Source organism: Psychrobacter sp. UBA3480 (assembly GCF_002377945.1).
Lineage (GTDB): Bacteria > Pseudomonadota > Gammaproteobacteria > Pseudomonadales > Moraxellaceae > Psychrobacter.
In genome coordinates, this window is record NZ_DFQV01000009.1 from 68,331 (window position 1) to 90,871 (window position 22,541).

General features: G+C 40.0%; 19 protein-coding genes. 17 read left to right on the forward strand and 2 right to left on the reverse strand.

From position 1 onward, the window contains the following. The first annotated feature begins 36 nt into the window (after positions 1–36). A complete protein-coding gene (locus B2863_RS02990; RefSeq protein WP_082624565.1) occupies positions 37–678 on the forward strand; it encodes a MarC family protein in 642 nt (213 codons plus the stop codon). A gap of 148 nt (positions 679–826) precedes the next feature. Here the strand turns inward: B2863_RS02990 and B2863_RS02995 are convergent, their stop codons facing one another. Beyond that, positions 827–1,429, reverse strand: a complete 603-nt coding sequence (locus tag B2863_RS02995; RefSeq protein ID WP_101206238.1) for a LysE/ArgO family amino acid transporter — start codon at positions 1,427–1,429, stop codon at positions 827–829. A gap of 166 nt (positions 1,430–1,595) precedes the next feature. Between B2863_RS02995 and B2863_RS03000 the strand changes: the two genes are divergently transcribed. From B2863_RS03000 to B2863_RS03010, 3 genes are all read left to right on the forward strand, one after another. After that, positions 1,596–2,324, forward strand: coding sequence for a hypothetical protein (locus B2863_RS03000; RefSeq protein WP_296207565.1), 729 nt, complete (start codon positions 1,596–1,598; stop codon positions 2,322–2,324). 175 nt (positions 2,325–2,499) lie between these two features. Then, on the forward strand, positions 2,500–3,162 hold the full coding sequence (locus tag B2863_RS03005) for a hypothetical protein (RefSeq protein WP_296207409.1): 663 nt from the start codon (positions 2,500–2,502) through the stop codon (positions 3,160–3,162). 40 nt (positions 3,163–3,202) lie between these two features. Further along, a complete protein-coding gene (locus B2863_RS03010; RefSeq protein WP_296207411.1) occupies positions 3,203–3,754 on the forward strand; it encodes a hypothetical protein in 552 nt (183 codons plus the stop codon). Positions 3,755–3,909: 155 nt separating this feature from the next. Here the strand turns inward: B2863_RS03010 and rluB are convergent, their stop codons facing one another. Beyond that, positions 3,910–4,836 (reverse strand): 23S rRNA pseudouridine(2605) synthase RluB, encoded by a 927-nt coding sequence (gene rluB, locus B2863_RS03015; RefSeq protein WP_101206234.1) that lies wholly within the window; start codon positions 4,834–4,836, stop codon positions 3,910–3,912. Between the two features lie 629 nt (positions 4,837–5,465). Between rluB and B2863_RS03020 the strand changes: the two genes are divergently transcribed. From B2863_RS03020 to B2863_RS03080, 13 genes are all read left to right on the forward strand, one after another. After that, the gene (locus tag B2863_RS03020) at positions 5,466–6,512 is read left to right on the forward strand and encodes a polysaccharide biosynthesis/export family protein (protein ID WP_296207413.1); all 1,047 of its coding nucleotides are present in this window, start codon (positions 5,466–5,468) and stop codon (positions 6,510–6,512) included. A gap of 198 nt (positions 6,513–6,710) precedes the next feature. After that, complete coding sequence (locus B2863_RS03025) at positions 6,711–8,972, forward strand: polysaccharide biosynthesis tyrosine autokinase (protein WP_296207415.1); 2,262 nt, start codon at positions 6,711–6,713, stop codon at positions 8,970–8,972. 51 nt (positions 8,973–9,023) lie between these two features. Then, positions 9,024–11,036 (forward strand): nucleoside-diphosphate sugar epimerase/dehydratase, encoded by a 2,013-nt coding sequence (locus B2863_RS03030; protein ID WP_296207416.1) that lies wholly within the window; start codon positions 9,024–9,026, stop codon positions 11,034–11,036. A gap of 43 nt (positions 11,037–11,079) precedes the next feature. Then, entirely contained in the window at positions 11,080–12,894 is a 1,815-nt protein-coding gene (locus tag B2863_RS03035; RefSeq protein ID WP_296207417.1) for an ABC transporter ATP-binding protein, read from the forward strand. 113 nt (positions 12,895–13,007) lie between these two features. Further along, positions 13,008–14,087, forward strand: coding sequence for a glycosyltransferase family 4 protein (locus tag B2863_RS03040; protein WP_296207418.1), 1,080 nt, complete (start codon positions 13,008–13,010; stop codon positions 14,085–14,087). A 201-nt stretch (positions 14,088–14,288) separates the two neighbouring features. Continuing rightward, a complete protein-coding gene (locus B2863_RS03045; protein ID WP_296207422.1) occupies positions 14,289–15,362 on the forward strand; it encodes a glycosyltransferase family 4 protein in 1,074 nt (357 codons plus the stop codon). Between the two features lie 73 nt (positions 15,363–15,435). Beyond that, complete coding sequence (locus tag B2863_RS03050) at positions 15,436–16,512, forward strand: glycosyltransferase (RefSeq protein ID WP_296207424.1); 1,077 nt, start codon at positions 15,436–15,438, stop codon at positions 16,510–16,512. Continuing rightward, complete coding sequence (locus B2863_RS03055) at positions 16,502–17,596, forward strand: hypothetical protein (RefSeq protein ID WP_296207427.1); 1,095 nt, start codon at positions 16,502–16,504, stop codon at positions 17,594–17,596. Before B2863_RS03050 ends, B2863_RS03055 begins: the two co-directional genes overlap by 11 nt. A gap of 11 nt (positions 17,597–17,607) precedes the next feature. Further along, positions 17,608–18,738, forward strand: a complete 1,131-nt coding sequence (locus B2863_RS03060; protein WP_296207429.1) for a glycosyltransferase family 4 protein — start codon at positions 17,608–17,610, stop codon at positions 18,736–18,738. After that, positions 18,739–19,350, forward strand: coding sequence for a sugar transferase (locus B2863_RS03065; protein ID WP_296207431.1), 612 nt, complete (start codon positions 18,739–18,741; stop codon positions 19,348–19,350). 145 nt (positions 19,351–19,495) lie between these two features. Continuing rightward, positions 19,496–20,695: a DegT/DnrJ/EryC1/StrS family aminotransferase gene (locus tag B2863_RS03070; RefSeq protein WP_296207432.1), complete on the forward strand. Its 1,200-nt coding sequence runs from the start codon at positions 19,496–19,498 to the stop codon at positions 20,693–20,695. A 278-nt stretch (positions 20,696–20,973) separates the two neighbouring features. Beyond that, the gene (folD, locus tag B2863_RS03075; RefSeq protein ID WP_296207434.1) at positions 20,974–21,852 is read left to right on the forward strand and encodes a bifunctional methylenetetrahydrofolate dehydrogenase/methenyltetrahydrofolate cyclohydrolase FolD; all 879 of its coding nucleotides are present in this window, start codon (positions 20,974–20,976) and stop codon (positions 21,850–21,852) included. A 99-nt stretch (positions 21,853–21,951) separates the two neighbouring features. Continuing rightward, entirely contained in the window at positions 21,952–22,470 is a 519-nt protein-coding gene (locus B2863_RS03080) for a phosphate-starvation-inducible protein PsiE (RefSeq protein ID WP_296207436.1), read from the forward strand. Positions 22,471–22,541 lie beyond the last annotated feature (71 nt).

The window sequence follows — 22,541 nt, forward strand, 5'->3', positions numbered from 1 at the left end:
TTGCACAAGCGGTATCAATAGACAAGCGAGCGCTCAGTGAATACTGAAATTATCAAGATAATCCTAGCCTTTATGGTATTGATCAATCCATTTAGCGCATTGACGTTATTTTTAGATTTGACTCGCGGCTATTCGATGAACAATCGACGTAAGGTCGCGCGCGTTGCTTGTCTGACCATTTTTATCACCATCAGCTTTTTTACGATTGCAGGTGAGACGTTACTAAAAACACTTGGTATTTCTATCGGCTCGTTCCAATTGGCAGGCGGTATATTGGTGTTTTTAATTGCCCTAAATATGATGAATGGAGAGGGTAACCCAGTTAAACCTGATCAAGAGAACTTCGATGTTGATCATGTGAAAGATGCGCCAGTCTCGATGGCAGCTGCCGTGGTTCCCCTTGCGATTCCGATGATGATTGGGCCTGGTGGTATCTCCACGGTTATCATTTATTCTTCACAAGTATCAGGTATTTTGCAGGTATCTGCCATCTTGATTGCTGGCTTATTCATCAGTCTGTTTTGCTATTTGGCATTGATGGCGGCAGGTCGTATCAGTCGCTTATTAGGCGATACTGGCTTGAACATCATGAGCCGAATCATGGGTATGCTATTGGCAGCCGTTTCTATCGAGATTATCGTTAATGGTCTGCGTACGCTCTTTCCTAGCTTGATGTAAATGATCAATACAATATTACCGCTAACCACATATATTTATATACCGGTTAGCGGTTATCAACGTGTTTCGGTTTATCTAATACGTTGTTTACTTGATATTCAGTTTATTCAACACTCAGCTTATCTATCATTTCCTAGTTATATTTCTATCAGCTTTGATACAAATGCCACGCCAGATACAGCATTAACAATCCTACCAAAGCATCCAGTATGTTCCATGCCTTAGGCTTCTCAAATAGAGGCCTGAGTAATCGCGCACCATACCCAAGCGCAAAGAAGAAAAAGAACGAAGCGCTAATTGCACCTGCGGCAAACGTCAATTTACTGCTTGCACCCGTAGAGACCATGCCGACGAGTACCAATGTGTCTAGATAGACGTGCGGGTTTAGCCAAGTAAAGCCAAAGCATAGTAATAAGGCTTTTTTTAAGCTAGTGACGACTTGTCCTTCGACAGTCAAAGCATGTGACACACGTACGCTGGCATACAAACTCTGCAAGCCGTACCCTAATAAAAATATAACGCCTGCTATTTTTGCGATATCTATAACGTGAGGATAGCGGGCCGTAACTGCACCAAAACCACCAACGCCTGCTGAAATTAAAAACGCATCGCTCACCGCACAAAACAAGCAAACAAAAAATATGTGCTCGCGTTTGAGACCTTGTTTGAGTACAAAGGCGTTTTGAGAGCCAATAGCAATGATGAGAGATAACCCAAGTAGGAAACCAGAAATATAATCAGGAGCATTCATAATACGGTGCTTAACGGTTGGCGTGTAGGAATGGTGACATTTTGCTTACTGGCAGGCCAGCAAAAACCTGCTAAGATACGCTATTGAATGAATGTATGCAATATGCGCACAATGTGAGTGTAATAGACGAGGGGCAGAGCAAGTCATGGTAGTCAGTTTGACAAGAATGCTACAGTCATTTGGGCAAGCTCAAGATGACCTACCGACGTTGGCAGCAAAGAATGCTCAGGAGATGAGCGTCAATCATGAACAAGATGCTGCTGCCAATAGCGATAGCAATCACGCAGTACAAGAGCGTTCTACACTAACTCCGCCTGAACGTGTAAACCGTATATGTGATGCGTTGGCACAAGTGAGTGATAGCCAATCGTTCACGCCTTTGACTGATCGCTATCTGAGTAATCGTGCTCAAATGCGCCCAACCAATAGACCGCCTTTTGACCCAGATACTTTGTGGTATCTCAAACATGGACGTTGTCCGATTATGACTGAGCTTGTTGATGTGGTCGATGAGGCCACCCTAAATGCCATGCCTATTGAAGCTGTCGCGATATTAGATCGTATCAACGGTAAGCTAAAGCGTTATCGTGAGTGGAGTAGTGAGCTGAACGAACAACAACAGCAGCAACATAACGAGCGTCAGTTCGTCATCGATAAGTTGGTGTCCGAAAGTATTCCTGAAGCATTACATCATTATGAGCAGCTACAACGCTTTAGTCCGCATCGTACCAAAAATAATATGGTGCAGGGCAAGATGACTGCTGGTGATATGCTGACAGATTTGTTTTTAGAGATAGACTATGAGCTTGACGAATTGTTAGATGAATTGCATCAGACAGTTTTGAACCGCCTTGCCTCAACCCACCGTTATGTTAAGAGCCGTACGCAAAGTTAAATTTTCGCTGATGACACTTTCTCTCGTACACTCGCAAAGGTTAAGTATTATCAAAAAACACAATCGACCTAGTGCATAACAATATAGGGCTTTAATAGAGCCTTATTTTTTTGTTTAATAATAACAACCATAAAAAATCAGCCACGACATTCTGATAAGTAATAAGGACAATATAATGACCCAAATGACTGCAATGTTCGTAATGTTTGTTTTGTATGGGCTGTTGCCAGCGGCTGGGTTATATCTAGGATACCGTGGCATTAAAAAAGTCACAGCACCCAAAATGCTCGAATATAAGGCAATGCCGCAACTGGGTTATATACCTGAAAAAAGCCTACCCGTCGACGTTAAGACTGCTCTTGATCAAATTAATACAAAGGGTGAGAAGCTGCGTGTCATGTATGGCGATACCAATAATGATGGCAAGATTGATGACAAAGATACTGTCAACGAAATTTATATTATGATTCAAAACTTAATGGATAGGCATGTGCCACAAGCAGTCGCCGACTATCGCCGCTTACATGATTTAGATGTGACGGATAGCGCGCTTGCTGATACTACCAAAATTAAACATTCTAATGTCACGGGCAAAGAAGCCTTGTTAGACGTGCTTAAGACAATTAACACACAGTTCGATGACCTGCTCAACGCGTCATATCATCAAGACGGTCAAAAACTACTTGCGACCAATCGCTATCTCCAAAAACGTTTTGACAGTCCTGCTAGCAATACAGATATTCTAAAGCCCGATAGCAATGTCAGTAGTGATGTCAATATTCAAGCGATTGAAAGCCCGACTGGTGAAGATGTGAGTGCTAAAGACATTAAGCTGTAAATACAAAGTTGAATGGTGAAAGGGTAAAGAGCAAGCGTATATGAGTATCTTAATAGGCATTGGTATTGTAACGACCGTCACTACCTTCTATCTAGGTAAAAAAGGCTGGCAGGCTTTTCATAAAGCCGTCGGTATCTCACCTGGCGTACTCACTTATCAGGATTACAATGCGCCCTTGTCATTAGCCACATTAAGCTTGCAGCAGTTAACGTTAAATAAACAGCACTTAAAAACATTGTCAGAGCAGCAACTTCGTCAGTTAAAACGTATCGATGAAAAAGTAAGCAGCTATCACGCTTATCAAGCAGCATTACATGCTCAACATAAGACACCAGCGATAACAGAAGCGCAGTTTGTGTTGAATAAAATGTTGCAAACACGGTTACCCGAGATGCTGGCTACTCACTATCAATTAACAGATATAAATGTCACTAACGTGAATAACGACAAGAGATTGGAAGCTAATGAGTTATTGCAGAGTGTTTTAGATAATATCGAGCAGCGTTTAGATAAATTACTGGCGCAAATGGATGAGGAACAGCTACAAGAGCTGCGAGTCATGAAGCACTATATTAATAGTCACGATAGCTGAGCCGCTATATCTATACTGAGCAACTGTGACGCTTGTAAACTGTGAAGCCTATAAAAAAACACAAAAAAAGCGGTCAATGACTATTCATCATTGACCGCTTTTTTATGTTTACTCTAAATCTATTTAAGACTTAGAATAATGTTAAACCAATTTAACTAGCGCTTATCATTGCGATCACGGGTGTTGCGTGTACCGCGGCTAGCAGGGCTAGCGCTACTTTTAGGTTTCGCGCTGCTGTTGCGGTTATCGCTACGGGTGTCAGTGCGACGCGCTTTAAGCGGCTTGTTTCTGATACGTTCTTGCTTTTCTTTAGCTGCGCCATGTAGACCTGTGCCATAACGTGGACGCAAGCTGACCAAATCCGTCAACGTATTGATTTCTTTTTTATCAAGCTCTAAGAAACGGCCAGTACGTAGCTCTTTTGGTAGAACAATCGTGCCATAGCGTGTACGTAGTAGACGACTAACTTTTAGACCTTGTGATTCAAATAAACGACGTACTTCGCGGTTTCGGCCTTCTTTTAGCTGGACGTGATACCACTTGTTGACGCCTTCGCCGCCGCCTTCTTTGATGTCTTCAAATTTTGCAAGGCCATCTTCTAGCATGACGCCAGCGGTCAATGCACGGGCGATATCAGGCGTTACTTCACCCAATACACGTACGGCATATTCACGAGTAACTTCACCAGATGGATGCATCAAGCGATGCGCCATTTCGCCATCGTTAGTAAATAACAATAGGCCAGTTGAGTTGATGTCCAAACGTCCAACCATTACCCAGCGGTCATGAGTCAGCTTTGGCAAACGTTCAAAGACAGTTGGGCGGCCTTCTGGATCTTTAGCAGAGCAAACTTCGCCTTCAGGCTTGTAGTAAGCGATAACACGGCGACGCTTCTCATTTTCAGAGGTGTATTTAATTTGACGGCCATCAACGCGAATCTCATCACCTTGCGAGACGCGATCACCAATGGTCGCAGGACCGTTATTAACCGTTACGCGGCCAGATTTGATGACTTCTTCCATTTGGCGGCGTGAACCCAGTCCCATACGGGCGAGTGCTTTCTGTAATTTTTCGTCTTTCATCATAATATCCTTGAGTCGGTGGGTTTACATTTCTCAATGTAAAAAATTGGATTGACTATTCTACGCTATTTTAACAAATTTAGCACGTAAACCAATACTTTACTGGTTATTAATGCATAAACGAACATGGTGCTAATCAATAAAAGTTTATTAGTCGTATACGAAATATAGACTCGAAGATTCTCAGTGACTAACTATATAAGTTAATACATAGATACAAATACTTACACTATTTCGGCACTAAAAGGTTATTTCCAATTATAAATGCAATCGAAATAATCCTTCATTGAATTGGATTTTTTCAAATTAAAAATAAAAATTTTATTTATGACGAAGCTGTTTTTACTTCCGTTTTTTTAACGCTCAGCAATCTGAAAGTTGATATGAATATTTGCAATTAGCCGCAAATAAAGGGCTTGATAAGAAATTGCAAAATAGTCACTTAATTATTTTATGATAGATTATATGTATTGCACTGAATATAGTTTAGGTGTATATTTATTAAATATATTCTTTTTTACGAATATAAATACTGTGGTGAGGTTTCTTGGTTTGATTCACAAATATAAATATGAGTAACTGTTATGGTTAATAAATATTTCATTTTTGTACACAGACGCTTCTTGGTAATGAGCATATTTTGCTTATTTCTAATGGGATTGTTTAGTGGCTGTACGATCAACTCAGGACTTCAGTCAGGAAATCTTCCTGAATCTGGCACCTTTACCGCAGAAAACGGCCTTCAATTTCACATTCAGCCTTTAAGTCTGGCAACTTTACCGCGTACAGCGCCGCCTATTGTGACTCAAGATCTCGCTCATTTAATCAAAACCTCTGGACGAGTCAATTACGGTATTGCGAAAGGGGATATGCTGAATGTCATCCTTACCAATTATCCGGATATTAATGCGTCAACTGCTAGTTTAACGGTAGATCAACAAGGGTATATACAGTTTCCATTGATAGGTAGAGTTCAAGCCAGTGGGTTGAGCGTGCCGCAGTTCACCGCTACGTTGCAAAGCAAACTACAGCGCTATCTCAAGTACTCAGATCCCCAAGTCAAAATCATCAATTACCGTGGCAGCAAGTTTTTCGTAGATGGTGCGGTGAAGCAGTCTGGTGAGTTTGCTATTGCTGATGTGCCAGTGTCGGTATATGGCGCTATTTCTATGGCAGGTGGTACCACTGAGACAGGCGATTCGAATAATATTGTGCTAAATCGTCAGGGCAACAGCTATCGCTTAGGAGTGCAGTCACTACATAAAATGGGGCTATCTGCCAATCAAATCTATCTGCGAGATGGTGACTCTATTCACGTCAATAGCCAAAGCCGCAATAAGGTCTACGTGTTGGGTGAATTTGGCAAAATTGAGCCAGTTGCGATTCCAGAACAAGGGCTGAGCTTAGCGCATGTATTGGGCGAGTCAAATGGGCTAAATTCCAATACGGCTAATGCAGCCAAAGTATATATCGTGCGCGACAACCCTCAGTACCAGTATACCAATATTTATTACGTCGATATGCAGAGCATTACAAGCTTGGCATTAGCCAGTCGCTTTGACATGCAAGCCAATGACATTCTTTATGTAGATCCAACAGGCTTGGCTCGCTGGAATCGTGTGATTAGCGCGATACTACCGTCAACCTCTGCCATCAACGTGATATCAGGGTTATAAATAATAGCTAGTGAAAACACTGGATGTGCTTTGAATTTTAATACTGAAATTAAGTGAGATAAGAATAGAAAGTAGAGTGATAGGTTTTATAAGGTGCGATAAGCCAGAGAGCAATCTAACTGCAGTCAAGGGCAGTTAGGGACTTGAAGCTAAGCGGAAGCTATTAAGTGATTAACATTGAATAATGGGTATATGGTTATGAATAATATAGATTCAAAAAACCTATCGACACCTAAGGGTGACAACGACAATGACAACATCGACTTAACGGTGCTGGTTTTAGTTTTGTTGCGTGGCTGGAAAGTCATAGCGCTCATGGCAGCAATCGGACTCTTAATAGGATTTTTCTATACACGTTATATTAATCCGACTTTCAAGTCTGATGCGCTGATCCAAATTGAAGAAAATTCCCAAGGAGTCGATGCGCTTGGTGCAAACATCTCAGAGTTGGTCGGAGAAGAAGCGAGCAAAGCTGAGGCAGAAGCTGAGCTCATACGGTCTCGGATGATACTAGAGCCAGTTGTCGATATGCTACATCTAGACATCAAACTGACCGATCCTAATATTGGCTATCTCGATAAAATAACAAACGACCGCATTGACCCTCAGTTGAACACGAATGATGGTGTGTCTTTGAGCACAAAAAACGGTTCCGTTCAAATCAATCAGTTCGATGTGTCACCAGCGTATTTAAACCAGTCTTTTACGCTGTCACAGTCTGACACAGGATTTGTCCTGAGCAATGGACTAGATGATTTCAAAGGACAGTTAGGTCAGCCGCATCAGTTTAATGGGGTAAACGGTGAGATTAACATTACGGTGACTGAGCTACCTGCAGACGGTTACCCTATTGGCATCACTCAGCAGACCTTAAAGACCACGACAGATGCAATGAATAGCGCCTTGTCTGTGGAAGAAAAAGGCGATAAAACCAATATTATTCAGCTGTCGATGACAGGCACAAACCAACAGCAAATCACGACCACACTTGATCAGATAGTCCAGTCTTATATCGATCAAAACCAATCTCGTGGTACGGAAGAAACGACCAAAACATTGGCTTTTATGGAGACGCAGATTCCAGCATTAAAAGAAAAATTAGACACCTCTGAAGCTCAGTTCAATGAGTTTCGTAAAAAGCACGGCACCATCGATGTAGGTAAAGAGGCTGAGCTATTACTAAATGAAAAATCTCGAATCGATGAGCAGCTCAATGATCTCAAATTAAAGAGAGCGGATTTAACGACTTACTATACCAATGAGCACCCACTCGTTATCCAGATAAATGAGCAACTAAAAGTCCTCAACAGTCGAATAGGAGCGATAGGTAGCACAGTGGCAGGACTGCCTGAAATACAGCGAGAATTCTTAAAGCTATCGGAAGATACAGCCATTAACAGAGAGATTTACCTCACGCTGCTCAAAAATTATGAACAACTAAAAATCGTTAGAGCTGGTCAGGTTGGTTATGCCCGTATTCTAGATAGACCGACCAGTACCTTCGATGCCATTGCACCAAACAAATTCCAAATTATGCTGTTGGCGCTACTCGTAGGTACTGTACTTGGGGTAATGCTGGTTCTAATCAGAAACTTAATTAGAAATGTCGTGAAGGACCCAGAGCATCTAGAGTCTAAAACGGGAATTCCTGTCATTGCAACGATTCCACGTTCGACCTCGATATCTAAGCTAGGTAGGAACAAAAAAAATACTGGCCGGATGCTTGCGCACGTTGATCACAACGGCTTGAGCTATGAAGCAATTAAAAATTTAAGGACAAACCTTTTATTCGGTAAGACGACGAAGACAATAGATGAGAAATCCGCTCAGACCATATTAATCACTGGAGAAAGCCCGGGTGTCGGTAAGTCTTTTATTACGGCTAATTTATCTGAGGTATTTGCACAGCTTGACAAAAAAGTGCTGATTATCGATGGAGATATGCGTTTAGGAGAGCTGCACAAAATGTTTGGTATGAATCCAGACAGTGGTCTCACAGATTACTTACTGCAAGATAAAGATAGCTCTCTATCAGATAATGAGCCTCGGTTAGATATTGACATGGCTAAGTTAAACCTTGAAAGCTTTATTCAGCCAACTGGTATGGAGCATATCGACCTTATATCGCGGGGACGACCGTCGCATAATCCGACTTCATTATTGATAGGAGAGAGGTTCAATCATTTGATGGCAGCGCTCAAAACGAAGTACGACTATATCGTTATCGATGCGCCGCCTATATTGGCTGCATCAGACGCCATGGTATTAGCACAGCACGCAGACAAAGTACTGATCGTCACCAAATTTGATCATTCAGTAGAAGGCCAGCTGGTCTATGCCATCAAACAGATGAGTAAAGCAAACGTACAAGTCGATGGCATCATCTTAAATGACATACAGCAAAGTATTCTGAATAGGTACAGCTATCACTACCATTATGCTTATGGACACAATTCGTAGTTAGTTACTGTCCATGGCAAACGCGCGTCATAACTTAAGTAGGTGGATCTTATGTTGATAAAAACAGAGTCTAACAATGCTTATCACACGCCAAGCGATATCAATCGATGGTCGAAGCGTATGACGCTGTTTTTATTAGCCTTACCACGCTTTGCGAAATGCTCTATCTTATTTGGTATCGACTTTTCGGTTGCTGTCCTTTGCTTGGTGGCGGCATTGGCACTGCGTCAGGGTTATGTTGATGATCAAATTGGCCCTATGGTGTTAGCTTTTTATGCATTGATACCTGTCGTCAGCTTATATCTGATTGGCTTTTATAGAGGCGCCTCTAGAGGGTTTTTCGATGCGGCGATGGGTCGAGTGCTACAGTTATTTTTATTACTTATTATCGTTTATCAGTTCATCATTTATGTGAATCCAGTATCAATGATGCCGCGTTCAGCGCCAATTATATTCCTATTCTTATTCTTTATTTGGTTATGGAACAGTCGGTTAATAATTCGCAGGTTGCTGAATCGACTACAGAAACCAGAAAATCAAGGTCGCCTAGATAGTTGCTGCGATAACGTGATTATTTATGGCGCAGGATCGGCTGGTAGAGAGCTATTAGAGAGCTTGAGACATTCTCATAAATACAATGTAGTGGCATATATCGATGATGATCCGCAGCTGATAGGGGCTTATCTACATGGTAAAAAAATATATGCCGCTCATGCGCTACCTTGGTTGATAGAAAAATTAAATGTCGCGCAAGTGATTTTGGCAATGCCTTCTATGAGCCGTGGTCGTAAAAAACAGATTATGGATAGCCTGTCAGGCGTTTCTGTCAAATTAAAAGATTTACCGAGCTTACGAGAGCTTGCTGATGAGATCGTAACAGTCAGCCATATACGGCCAGTCGATATATTAGATGTGCTTGAAAGAGAGACTGTAGAGCCAGTTGCTGAGCTCCTTCAAAAAAATATTACGGGTAAAAACGTACTCGTGACAGGGGCAGGGGGTTCTATTGGTAGTGAGTTATGCAGACAAATTATGAAAAATAAACCTGCATGTTTGGTGTTATACGAGCAGTCTGAATATGCTTTGTACACAATCGATCAGGAACTTAGAAGCCTTGTCGCTAGTAATGTCATTAGTAATATTGAATATCAAGATACTGAGATTGTCAGCATCATTGGAAGCGTGGGTAACGAAAAAAAATTAATTAATATATTCGAAAAATACCATATAAAAACGATTTATCACGCTGCAGCGTATAAACATGTACCGATTGTCGAGTCCAATCCATTTGAAGGCACAATAAACAATACTAAAGGCACCTATCATTGTGCTTGTGCTGCGATAAAGGCTCATGTTGATACGTTTGTACTGATCTCTACTGACAAAGCAGTGCGGCCGACCAACGTGATGGGAGCTTCCAAACGCTTAGCTGAACTCGTCTGCCAAGGACTGAGCCAAAGCAACAGTCATACATGTTTTAGTATGGTGCGTTTCGGCAACGTTTTGGGTTCATCAGGATCTGTGGTGCCACTATTCACCAAACAAATTGAACAAGGTGGTCCGATTACCATCACTCATCCAGACATCACGCGCTACTTTATGACCATACCAGAAGCGGCCAGTTTGGTTATCCAAGCAGGGGCCATGGCGTTCGGTGGTGAAGTATTTGTGCTTGATATGGGTGCACCTGTCAAAATCGTGGATCTTGCCAAACGTATGATTCGTCTGACAGGGTGTGAGCTAAAAGATGCGAGCAATCCTAATGGTGATATCGAAATTGTATTTACTGGATTGAGACCAGGTGAAAAACTCTATGAAGAGCTAATCATTGGTGCTGATAATATAGAGACCACGTTTCATCCACTCATTATGCAAGCAATGGAACATAGTTTTCCATTGGAAGATATCGAAGCTATCTTGTTTGAGTTTATCGAAAGATCAAAGCGGCACGATACTGAATGGTTGAAAGCACAGTTTAGGACCTTCGTTGAAGGCTACCGAGAAGGCGATGAAACTGATGTCGAAAAGATAGATATAGAACTGATGGACGTAGTGAGTCAATAGAATAAAAAATTGAAGTAAGTAAACTAATAGAGTGGTTAAAAGTATGTTGCGATTAGCCAAAGAATTGTTTGCCCTGTTAACTGTAGACCAGCGACGACGTTATTTGTCTTTGCAGATCATGATGGTGTTCATGGCATTTATGGAGCTGCTAGGAATTGCTTCTATAGGGCCCTTCATGGCCTTAGTGGCTGATATGCAGCTGCTTGAAACCAATGCAATTCTTAATCGTATATATGTAGCCAGCGGTGTGAGTACACATACAGATTTTTTGTTCATAACGGGTCTATTTGTACTGTTGATGCTTAGTTTAGCGTCTATTTTGTCGATGATTACGACATGGCGTTTGTCTTTATTTGCTTATTCGGTCGGTACAGAGATTAGTGATCGTTTGTATCATTATTATTTGCAAAAAGACTGGTTGTTCCATGCCAGTGGAAGCAGCGCTCAATTGACGAAGCAAATTGCAACTGAGGCATTAAGAGTAACAAACTTTATTATTTTGCCATTTATACAGATGAATGCTCGTCTAGTATTAGCAGTATTTATCTCAGTTAGTATCTTTATTTATAACCCATTGATAGCAACCGTAGGGGTTGTATTGTTTGCTAGCGGTTACGTAATTATATACAGAATGATTCGTAAGCGTATCGCCTTGTATGGAGAGTACGTTTCTACTACCTCAACTGATCGGTTTCGCTTAATGAATGAAGGTTTTGGGGGGATCAAAGATGTACTACTCTACAATCGTAGACATGATTTTGTACATCAGTTTGAGACAAGTGGAAAGTTATTTGCGCATGCTCAAGGAGTAAATACAGCATTAAGCCAAGCACCTAGATATTTAATGGAGTTGTTAGCTTTTGGTGCAATGATTGGGCTAGTTTTAGTTTTGTTGACAACACGTGAAGGGAATTTGAGCCAAGTATTACCTATATTAACCGTTTATGCTCTTGCTGGTTTTAAGTTATTACCTGCTTTGCAGCAAATATACCATAGCGTTGCTACGATTAGAGGCAATACGGCTGCTTTTGATTCTATAAAAGAAGACTTGCTTGCATCATTGACCGTAGATAGTGAGCAGGGTGCTGCTTTAGATATTGCGAGCGGTCAAACAATTGATTTAGCAAAAATCGAGACTATACGACTGAATAGGGTTAGCTTCACCTATCCTAATAAAGCAATGCCAGCATTAGATAATATAAATCTAAATATACCTATCAATTCTACAGTTGGTTTTGTCGGTGAGTCGGGGTCTGGTAAATCTACAGCTATCGATCTATTACTAGGTCTTATTGCACCAACTACCGGACAGTTAATGCTTGATGACTTAATTATCGATGAAAAAAACAAGCAGGCTTGGCAGCAATACATAGGTTTCGTACCGCAGAGTATATTTTTGAGTGAAGGTAGTATCGCTGAAAACGTCGCTTTTGGCATATGTCGTGAAGATATTGATTTAGTAAGAGTAAAACAGGCAATTAAGCTTGCCCATTTAGAGTTCTTAGTAGACAGTTTGTCTGAAGGTTTAAATACTAAAGTCGGTGAACGAGGCGTACAACTATCTGGAGGACAGCGACAGCGTATTGGCATAGCTAGAGCTTTATACAATCAAGCTGATGTATTGGTGTTTGATGAAGCAACAAGTGCCTTAGATGGTATTACTGAAAAAGTCATAATGGACGCTATTCAAGAGTTAAGTGGGCAGAAGACCATCGTAATGATAGCCCATCGTCTAAAAACAGTAAAAAATTGCGATATTATTTATTTTATGGAAAAAGGTAAAGTGATTGAACAAGGCACTTATCAACAGTTGATAAATAGCAACCCAACGTTCGAAAAAATGGCTATGTATTCATAGTTGAAATAATAAAAAATTATTTTCATAAATCACTATTTTCTATGGTAAATAACGATTATGAAGTTTTAACAATAAACGCAATAGAGTATATGGATTTATTCGAGAGATAAAATATGAAAAATATATGCTTTCTTATAGGTAATCTTAATCACGCTGGTGGTACTGAAAGAGTAACCAGTTTAATTGCAAATGGGTTTGCCGAAAGAAGTTATAACATCTCAATTTTAAGCCTTGTAGGAGGCGACAATCCTTTTTTTAATCTAAATGATAATATAGAAAACCACTTTTTATATTCTAAGAGTGTGTCTTTTAAAAAAAGGATTTTGCAAGCAATTTATAAGTTACGTCAATTTGTAAAAAAACAAAAAATCGATACGCTCGTTGTGGTTGATAGTATTTCATGCATATTTACAGTACCTGCGCTAGTGGGTTTGAATGCCAATCATGTTTGCTGGGAGCATTTTAATTTTAAAAATGACTTAGGAAAACCTGTTAGAAGGTTAGCTCGTCAATTAGCCGCTCGATATTGTGATGCAGTAGTGACTTTGACAGAAAGAGATAAGCAGTACTGGTTAGATGGCACACATCATAGGTCTCAAATAGTAGCAATACCTAACCCCTGCCCATTTCCACCGCAGACATATATCAAAAAAGAAAACACCAAAATCGTATTGGCAGTTGGTGGGTTGACTCAAATAAAAGGCTTTGACATGTTACTTGAGGCTTGGGTGCAGGTAAATAGCTCTATGCCTGACTGGAAGCTAGTCATAGTTGGTGAGGGAGAGGATAGAAATAAAATAACAGGATTTATTAAAAGGACCAAATTGACAGAAAGCGTGTGCCTAGTAGGTAATACCTCTCATATAAGTAGATATTATGAACAAGCGGAAATATTTTGCTTGAGCTCTCGTTTTGAAGGTTTTCCAATGGTATTACTTGAGACGCTGGCTTTTGGACTACCTGTTGTTAGCTTTGATTGTGATACAGGCCCTGCAGAAATATTAAAAGGTACGGGTTCTCTCTTAGTGCCAAAAAATAATACTAAGCAACTGGCTTCAGCATTGATAAAGCTCATGAATAATAAAGAAGATCGAAACATGATTGGCATAAAAAGTAGGGGGAAATCTGAAAAATATCAACCTAAAGAAATAATAAACCAGTGGGTTTTTTTGTTAGAGGGTCTAAAAAAATAAAATTAGTTTTTATATGACTATATTAAATCCGATAAGAAATTAAGTGTTTTTTGGGCGGGTAATAATTATCAATATAGTTTTAGTATAAACATTAATAGTATGAGATATGATCAATATTTAGCTCGTGCATATTCATAAAAGCTACTTATATAAAATCCATTTATATTATAGCCTTTAGAAATAAATAATAAGGAGAGCGACATGAAAGTTCTAATAGTAATTAGTAGTGTCAATAGCTCGGGTGGTACTGAGCGAGTAGGATGTATACTTGCAAATAGCTTATCTGAAGTAGGGTATGAAGTAATACTAGCTAGCATATCCTATGGAGATAAACCTTTTTTTCCTATAAATAAAGAAATAAAACTAGTGTCTCTAATGAGTTTTTCAGACCATAGGTTGCTCCGTATTCCTAATACTATTTATAAATTAAGGAAGCTACTAAAAGAAGAGGAGATTGATGCATTGATAGTAGTAGAGACGTTATGCTCTCAATTTACTATACCTGCCACCATTGGCTTACCAGTCAAGCATATATGTTGGGAGCACTTGAATTTTAATCACGATTTAGGAGTTAGAAGTAGAAGAGTCGCTCGTCAATTAGCCGCACGATATTGTGATGCAGTAGTGACTTTAACGGAAAGAGATAAGCAGTATTGGTTAGACGGCACGCATCATAAATCGCAAATCTTAGCAATAGAAAATGCTTGTCCATTCCCACCACAAGACTATATCAAGCGAGAAAACACAAGAACCGTATTGGCAGTAGGTAGGTTGATTCAGGTGAAAGGTTTCGATATGTTGCTTGAGGCTTGGGTTAAGGTAAGTGACTTTATGCCAGATTGGAAACTAGTCATAGTTGGCGAAGGGAAAGAAAGAGACAAACTCACAAAATTTATCGAAGAGAATGAGTTAACTGAAAAAGTGTGCTTGGTGGGTAGGACTTCGGATGTAAGTAAATACTATAAAGAAGCAGAAATATTTTGTTTAAGCTCTCGTTTTGAAGGTTTTCCAATGGTGCTGCTTGAGGCGTTAGCTTTTGGACTACCTATTGTTAGCTTTGATTGTGATACAGGCCCTGCAGAAATATTAGAAGGTACAGGTTCGATTTTAGTATCGAAAAACAATATCGATGAGCTTGCTTCAGCCTTGATAGAACTGATGAATAATAAAGAAGATCGAAAAATAATTGGCTTACGAGGAAAAGAGAAATCTAAAAAATATCAACCTAAAGAAATAATAGGGCAATGGATTGAGCTATTAGAAAAGAGTGACTAATTATAGAATAAATAGAATTAAAATAATGGATGTATGCCTACTCATATAACAATTTTATAGCTATAGGATAACAATGAAAATACTATATGTTATTACAGGCTTAGGACAAGGAGGCGCTGAACGAGTTGTTTGTGACTTGGCGGATGCCATGGTCCAAAAAGGACATCAAGTTAGAATTGTGTATTTTGTAGGTGAGGTACTTACTAGACCAACATGTGAAGGTATTGAGTTAATGAAAGTTAGCTTGACCAATATAATCTCTCTACCTGCTGCATATATTTTGCTATCAAAAATAATTAAAAGTTATCAGCCTGACATTGTGCACTCGCATATGGTCCATGCAAACATTTTGACGCGCTTAGTCAAAATAGTAACTCCAATAAATAGATTGATATCCACCGCCCACAGTAGCAATGAGGGCGGTACACTACGTATGCTAGCTTATCGACTGACCAACCGCTTGGCCGATGTAAGCACCAATGTCAGCAACACGGCAGTTGCCTCTTTTGAATCAAGATATGCAGTACCAAAAAAAGGAATGAAAGCTATATATAACGGAGTGAATTTTGATGACTTTAGTTATAGTATGCAAGCAAAAATCGCAATAAAGGATGAGCTCGGGCTAGATCAGAACTGCAAAGTAATCTTAGCAGTTGGTAGGTTTAATAAAGCAAAGAACTACCTTAATCTCTTGAGGTCCATAAGATTTTTAAAAAACGCTAATTCTATTGCTTTTGTACTGATTATTGCAGGTGATGGTGAATTAAGGTCAGAAATCGAAAGGCATATTATAGAGTTAGAATTAGATAAAGAAGTTATTTTGTTAGGTAGAAGGAGTGATATATCAACGTTGATGAGTGCTTGTGATACGTTCGTTTTATCATCTGATTATGAGGGGCTGCCGACAGTGTTGATTGAAGCTTTAGCTTGTCAAGCAAACGTCGTTTCTACTGATGTTAGCGGCGCCCGTGAGATATTAGACGGTTATGGAAGTATCGTACCTATTCGTAAGCCTGAAGCTTTAGCAAAGGCCATCGAAGCTAATTTATTAATTGAACAGAAGAACATTCTAGGTCGACAATATGCCAAAGACAAATTTGATATAAAGATTATTTCTGATGAATGGGTGGAAATATACCATGAGAAATAAACAGCAATTATTCGAGAGATTTTCTAACTCTAATATATTTTTATTAGTTACCGCTATCTTTTTCTCAAAAATAATTGCATTTGTACTGATGGAATACGATATTTTAATAATAAACTTGGGCGGTGGCAGCGATGCTAATTACTATAACTCTTATGCTGAAGGCTTTACAGATACCGCAGTAAATATTTGGCCAGTATTACTAAGGTGGTTAAACGATTTTGGCTTGTATTCGCGTGATTTGACTACTTATTTCTTATTTTTTTTAAGTTTAATAGCCCTTCCCATTATGGTAGTTAGACTTTCAGGCATAACGTTCAAAAGAAATCAAAAATACTATTTATACGCTCTTTTAGTTTGCTTGATTCATCCAACGATATTCTTTTTTTCAACAGATATATTTCGCGATATATTTATGGCCTTTAGTTTTCTATTAGGATGCCTGACAGTAAAGTGGTTCTTAAATAGTCATAGTATCTTTGGTGCTGTCTTTTATTTTTTATTATCTGTGGCGATTGGATTTTTCTTAATAGAGATAAGACCTTATTTAGGGTATGCCTACTTGCTTAGTTTACTTTTCTTAAAAATAAAATTTACTAAAAGTAGAGCTTTTTATTTAGGTCTTCTCTATCTTGGACTTCTGTTTGCAGCAAACTATTTAGGCGTTTTGGACTTGCTAACTGAGTATCGGTCTGGATTTGAAGAGTCGGAAGGTGGCTCGACTCTAGGTCTCAGCTTCTCTAATCCTATACTGTTTATACCTAATTTTATAATTAGCTTTTTGGGGCAGATGCTAGGCTTGTACATTACTAACCCGCTAGCGCTTGTACTATTTGTACTCGAAACCGTTCCTTTCTTTTTCATGCTCATATATGTATTAAAGAACATTAAGTTAGCAGACAGCTTTGTACGTTTTCTCATTATATTTTTCGTGTTCTACGGCAGTGTTTGGCTGATCGGAAACGATAATTTAGGCACCGCAGTACGTTTAAGGATATACAACTATTTGGCTATATATATCAGTTTTTTTTATATCTTAAGGCTTAAAAGATCGTCTTTTAGGAAGTCCTCCTCAAGTAGAGTATAGGTGGTGAATGGATGAAAATAATTATTTTAGGCACCATTGCTTATAGTTTTTATGGCTTTCGCGCTGACCTTATTCAGGAGTTGGTCAGACAGCAGCATACTGTCTATGCGTTTACTTCTGAGTATACTCAAGATGAGCTAAAGAAAATAGAAATGTTGGGTGCCATACCTGTAACCTATAGTTTAAATCGAGGTGGTTTAAATCCTTTAGCGGATATCACAGCAGCTTATCATCTGTCCAAAGTTATTAAGAAAATAGCACCAGATGTTGTGTTCTCTTACTTTTCTAAACCCGTCATCTTTGGCACATTAGCAGCAAAAATAGCAAAGGTTCCACAGGTTGTAGGTATGCTCGAAGGATTGGGTTATTGTTTTACAGATCAACCTGAAGGCCTCAGCAAGAAGGTAAAAGTGATTAAAGGTATCCAGGTCTTATTGTATAAAATTGCTTTGCCACGGTTAAATCGTCTTATATTTTTAAATACTGATGATCCTAATGATTTATTGAAGCGGTATAAAATACAAGTGAAACAGGTAAATGTGCTAGGTGGTATCGGCTTAAATCTAAGCCAGTACAAATATCAATCCATAATAAATATCGAAGAACCTATCAAATTTTTATTTATTGGTCGCTTATTGAAAGAAAAAGGTGTCCATGATCTTATTTCCGCTATAAAAATAGTAAAGAAAATATATCCTGAAGCATATTTCACTATTTTAGGAGAGATAGATGCTTCTAATATGGGTGCATTGCAGAAATCAGAGTTAGATGAGTTGATTGCATCGAACATCGTAAACTATCCTGGTCATGTTGATAATGTAAAAGACTGGATTGCAAATCATCATGTGTTTGTACTGCCGTCTTATCGTGAAGGGGTGCCTCGCAGCACTCAGGAAGCGATGGCAATTGGAAGACCTATTATCACTACTGATGTACCTGGTTGCCGTGAGACGGTTATTGATGGAGTAAATGGGTTTTTAGTAGAAAAATGGAACCCAAAAGCTTTGGCAGAGAAAATGATTTACTTTATAGAACATCCTGAACAAATTAAAGAGATGGGTGATGAAAGCTACAAGCTAGCACAAGAGAAATTTGATGCAGATAAAGTCAATAAACGACTAATAAATATGTTGGGTTTATAAATGATAAAACGACTATTTGACATTGTAGGTGCAACAACAGCGTTAGTAGTGCTATCTCCTGTCTATGCTGCAACTGCCTACAAGGTGAGTAAAAATCTTGGCGCGCCTGTTCTATTTCGTCAGATTCGTCCAGGTCTGGATGGCAAGCCATTTGAGATGATAAAGTTTCGCTCAATGAAGGATGATATAGACGCAGATGGCAATCCTTTGGAAGATGGCGCGCGATTGACATCGTTTGGTAAAGCGCTGCGTAACACCAGCCTTGATGAGTTGCCTGAGCTTTGGAATGTCATAAAAGGCGATATGAGTCTAGTGGGCCCGCGACCATTATTGATGGAATATTTGCCCTTATATAATGATGAACAAGCGCGCCGACACGACGTTCGTCCAGGTATTACAGGTTATGCTCAAGTCAATGGTCGCAACGCTATCGGGTGGGATGAGAGGTTTGCACTAGATACATGGTATGTGGACAATCAGTCGCTGTGGCTGGATATCAAGATTTTATTTAAAACAGTGAAAAAAGTTATTATTAAAGATGGCATCAGTGCTGAGGGCGAAGCAACTATGAGTAAATTCATGGGCAATAGTATTAATGAAGAAATGCTTTAAAAGTACTCTTTGCTGATAGCAATACAGTTAATCAAAAGATATTAGGCATCAAGAGAGTCATAATAGATAGGAAGGTTAATAACATAGTGAGCAGTTTATTGTAGAGCGTGACACAACATTAGACATAAGTACCATAGAGGAACATATGCTAAATACCCCTTTTTCACCTTGGCCAAAATTTACGCAACATGAGGCTGATGCTGTCAGTCGAGTGCTATTATCTAATAAAGTCAATTATTGGACAGGCGAAGAATGTCGTCAGTTTGAGCGAGAGTTTGCTGACTGGACAGGTAGTAAATACGCAATAGCATTGGGTAATGGCACCTTGGCATTGGATGTCGCGTTACAAGCACTCGATATAGGTGCAGGTGATGAGGTCATTGTCACACCGCGTACCTTTATTGCCAGTATTTCATCAATCGTCAATGCAGGTGCGACGCCCATATTTGCAGATGTCGATAAAGCAACTGGCAATATCACCGCTGAGACCATCACAGCTGTATTAAGCGACAAGACGAAAGGTATCGTGTGCGTCCATTTAGCTGGCTGGCCATGCGATATGGACAGCATTATGGCACTGGCAGATGAGCATGACCTATATGTCATTGAAGATTGCGCGCAAGCTCATGGCTCACGATATAAAGGGCGAAGCGTTGGCAGTATTGGTCATGTTGGGGCATGGAGTTTTTGCCAAGATAAGATTATGACCACAGGAGGTGAGGGCGGTATGGTCACCACTGATAGCGAGCTGCTATGGCGAAAAATGTGGGCGTATAAGGATCATGGTAAGAGCTATGCGGCAGTCTATGAAATGGAGCAATCATCTGGCTACAATTGGCTCCATGAGAGCTTTGGCACCAATTGGCGTATGACTGAGATGCAAGGTGTTCTGGGGCGTATTCAACTGGAAAAAATGAGTGAGTGGACAGCCAAACGGACTGCTAATGCGCAAGCCATACTAGAGGCCTGTAGCAAATGGGAGTCCAAAGGCTACCTTTGTGTGCCGAGACTAGAGCATTTAGCGCAGTTCTCAAATACTAACCATGCTTACTACAAATTATATATCTATGTGCAGTCCGATAATCTACCTGATGGCTGGACACGTGACCGTATTATTGAAGCAATTAACAATCAAGGTGTGCCTTGCTTTTCTGGATCTGCGTCAGAGGTTTATTTGGAGAAGGCCTTTGATAATACTGGGTTGCGTCCAAGCATTAGATTGCCAATGGCAAAGCAGCTAGGAGAGAGTAGTCTAATGTTTTTGGTTCATCCTACGCTTGCGGCGGCTGAAATTGAACTGACGATACAGGCGATCGATAGTGTGTTTGGTTCGATAGTCGAATAAAATGGCAATGAATGATTATTTTTAGGAAGTCATCCCTCAGTCGATGCTATTCTTGATGAAAGCACAAGATGCATTTGCCTATATATAAACAATACTGTTTAATTCACTTATTATAAAAAATTATCAGTGTGCAGGCTTTATCTTACGCTAGGATTTTGTAGCGTACACAGGTACAATATTACTCTTAGTCAAAGATTGACGAAGCAAAGGACAGGCATGCAAAGTATTTGCGCGCGCTGTCTTTATTTTTTTATATCGTACCCTCTATTGGAGTTACTATGTCTACTGCCCAAGAATCCGCCACCGTTTTGGACGGCAAAGCACTTGCCAAACAAATAGAACAGGATCTGCGCACGCGCGTAGATACGATTAAGGAAAAGACTGGCCGCACCCCAAGCTTAGCGACGATATTGGTTGGTGATGATCCGGCCTCTGCTACTTATGTTCGTATGAAAGGCAACGCCTGTAAGCGTGTTGGCATGGACTCTATACGCGTTGAGATGCCAAGTGCTACGACCACTGAGCAGCTCATGGCAAAGATAGATGAGTTAAATAGCAATCCAGATGTACATGGTATTTTGCTACAGCATCCGGTTCCTGAGCATATTGATGAGCGTGCTTGTTTTGAGCAGATTGACTTAGCAAAAGACGTCGATGGTGTGACTTGTCTTGGTTTTGGTCGTATGGCCATGCAGCAGTCAGCTTATGGATCATGTACACCGCAGGGCATCATGCATTTGTTAGAGCATCATAATATTGAGCTATCAGGTAAAGAAGCAGTGGTCGTAGGGCGTAGTGCTATACTAGGTAAGCCAATGGCGATGATGCTATTGAATGCTAACTGTACGGTTACGATCTGCCATTCAAGAACTCAAGATTTGGCAGCACATATTAAGCGTGCAGATATCGTGGTTGGTGCGGTAGGCGTACCTGAGCTGATTAAAGCGGAGTGGATCAAAACAGGAGCGGTTGTCATTGATGCAGGCTTCCATCCTACAGATGATGGCGGTGTTGGTGATATCGAAATGAAAGGTATGGAAAACATTGCCAGCGCTTATACGCCAGTACCAGGCGGCGTTGGCCCAATGACTATTAACACGCTTATTCGCCAAACGGTCGATGCTGCTGAAAAATCAGCGGGTTTGAATAAAGGCTAAAAAAATAGTCATACGAATACTGATTGCCGATATATAAGGGGCCTGAGATAACATAGACTCAGGCTAAATCAACCACATTTCAGTTGATAGGACCTAAACATGGCTAAAAAAAACGTAGGTGTTCATGAGCGACTACAAAGTATTGGTAGAGAGTTTGTCGATATCTGTCATTACGTTATTTTATTTCTAATCAGTGTGGTTGTCGTTTGGACCGCAGGAAAAGAGTTTATCTATATTGTCCAAAAGGGTTCAGCGGATCTAAAAGACATATTGATGTTATTTATTTACCTTGAGCTACTGGCTATGATAGGGATTTATTTTAAAACCCACCGACTGCCAGTACAGTTTTTGATATTTATTGCTATAACGGCCTTGTCACGACATTTGGTGGTTGATGTGCAGGCTGTTTCAGACTATTTTCATTTATGGCTGCTAGCGACAATTTCCGTGGCCATCATGCTACTAAGCGGCTCTATTGTAATCCTGACTTGGACAGCAAAAACGTTTGGTCGTCCAGAGGATAATCTTGATAAGCAGCATGCAAACCTAACGGTTAAAGCATTGTTGCCTGATAATGCTCAAGCGCCTGATAGCCATACCAAGCATCGCCGTGAATAATAAGCATCGCCGTGAATAATTAGATAGCAATACAAAACGATAGGCATAAAAAAAGAGCAACCACTGGTCGC

Coding starts and splice junctions, on each gene's coding strand:
- B2863_RS02995 (WP_101206238.1), bottom strand. CDS start 1,429: ATGAATGCTCCTGATTATATTTCTGGTTTCCTACTTGGGTTATCTCTC.
- B2863_RS03000 (WP_296207565.1), top strand. CDS start 1,596: ATGCTACAGTCATTTGGGCAAGCTCAAGATGACCTACCGACGTTGGCA.
- B2863_RS03005 (WP_296207409.1), top strand. CDS start 2,500: ATGACCCAAATGACTGCAATGTTCGTAATGTTTGTTTTGTATGGGCTG.
- B2863_RS03010 (WP_296207411.1), top strand. CDS start 3,203: ATGAGTATCTTAATAGGCATTGGTATTGTAACGACCGTCACTACCTTC.
- rluB (WP_101206234.1), bottom strand. CDS start 4,836: ATGAAAGACGAAAAATTACAGAAAGCACTCGCCCGTATGGGACTGGGT.
- B2863_RS03020 (WP_296207413.1), top strand. CDS start 5,466: ATGAGCATATTTTGCTTATTTCTAATGGGATTGTTTAGTGGCTGTACG.
- B2863_RS03025 (WP_296207415.1), top strand. CDS start 6,711: ATGAATAATATAGATTCAAAAAACCTATCGACACCTAAGGGTGACAAC.
- B2863_RS03030 (WP_296207416.1), top strand. CDS start 9,024: ATGTTGATAAAAACAGAGTCTAACAATGCTTATCACACGCCAAGCGAT.
- B2863_RS03035 (WP_296207417.1), top strand. CDS start 11,080: ATGTTGCGATTAGCCAAAGAATTGTTTGCCCTGTTAACTGTAGACCAG.
- B2863_RS03040 (WP_296207418.1), top strand. CDS start 13,008: ATGAAAAATATATGCTTTCTTATAGGTAATCTTAATCACGCTGGTGGT.
- B2863_RS03045 (WP_296207422.1), top strand. CDS start 14,289: ATGAAAGTTCTAATAGTAATTAGTAGTGTCAATAGCTCGGGTGGTACT.
- B2863_RS03050 (WP_296207424.1), top strand. CDS start 15,436: ATGAAAATACTATATGTTATTACAGGCTTAGGACAAGGAGGCGCTGAA.
- B2863_RS03055 (WP_296207427.1), top strand. CDS start 16,502: ATGAGAAATAAACAGCAATTATTCGAGAGATTTTCTAACTCTAATATA.
- B2863_RS03060 (WP_296207429.1), top strand. CDS start 17,608: ATGAAAATAATTATTTTAGGCACCATTGCTTATAGTTTTTATGGCTTT.
- B2863_RS03065 (WP_296207431.1), top strand. CDS start 18,739: ATGATAAAACGACTATTTGACATTGTAGGTGCAACAACAGCGTTAGTA.
- B2863_RS03070 (WP_296207432.1), top strand. CDS start 19,496: ATGCTAAATACCCCTTTTTCACCTTGGCCAAAATTTACGCAACATGAG.
- folD (WP_296207434.1), top strand. CDS start 20,974: ATGTCTACTGCCCAAGAATCCGCCACCGTTTTGGACGGCAAAGCACTT.
- B2863_RS03080 (WP_296207436.1), top strand. CDS start 21,952: ATGGCTAAAAAAAACGTAGGTGTTCATGAGCGACTACAAAGTATTGGT.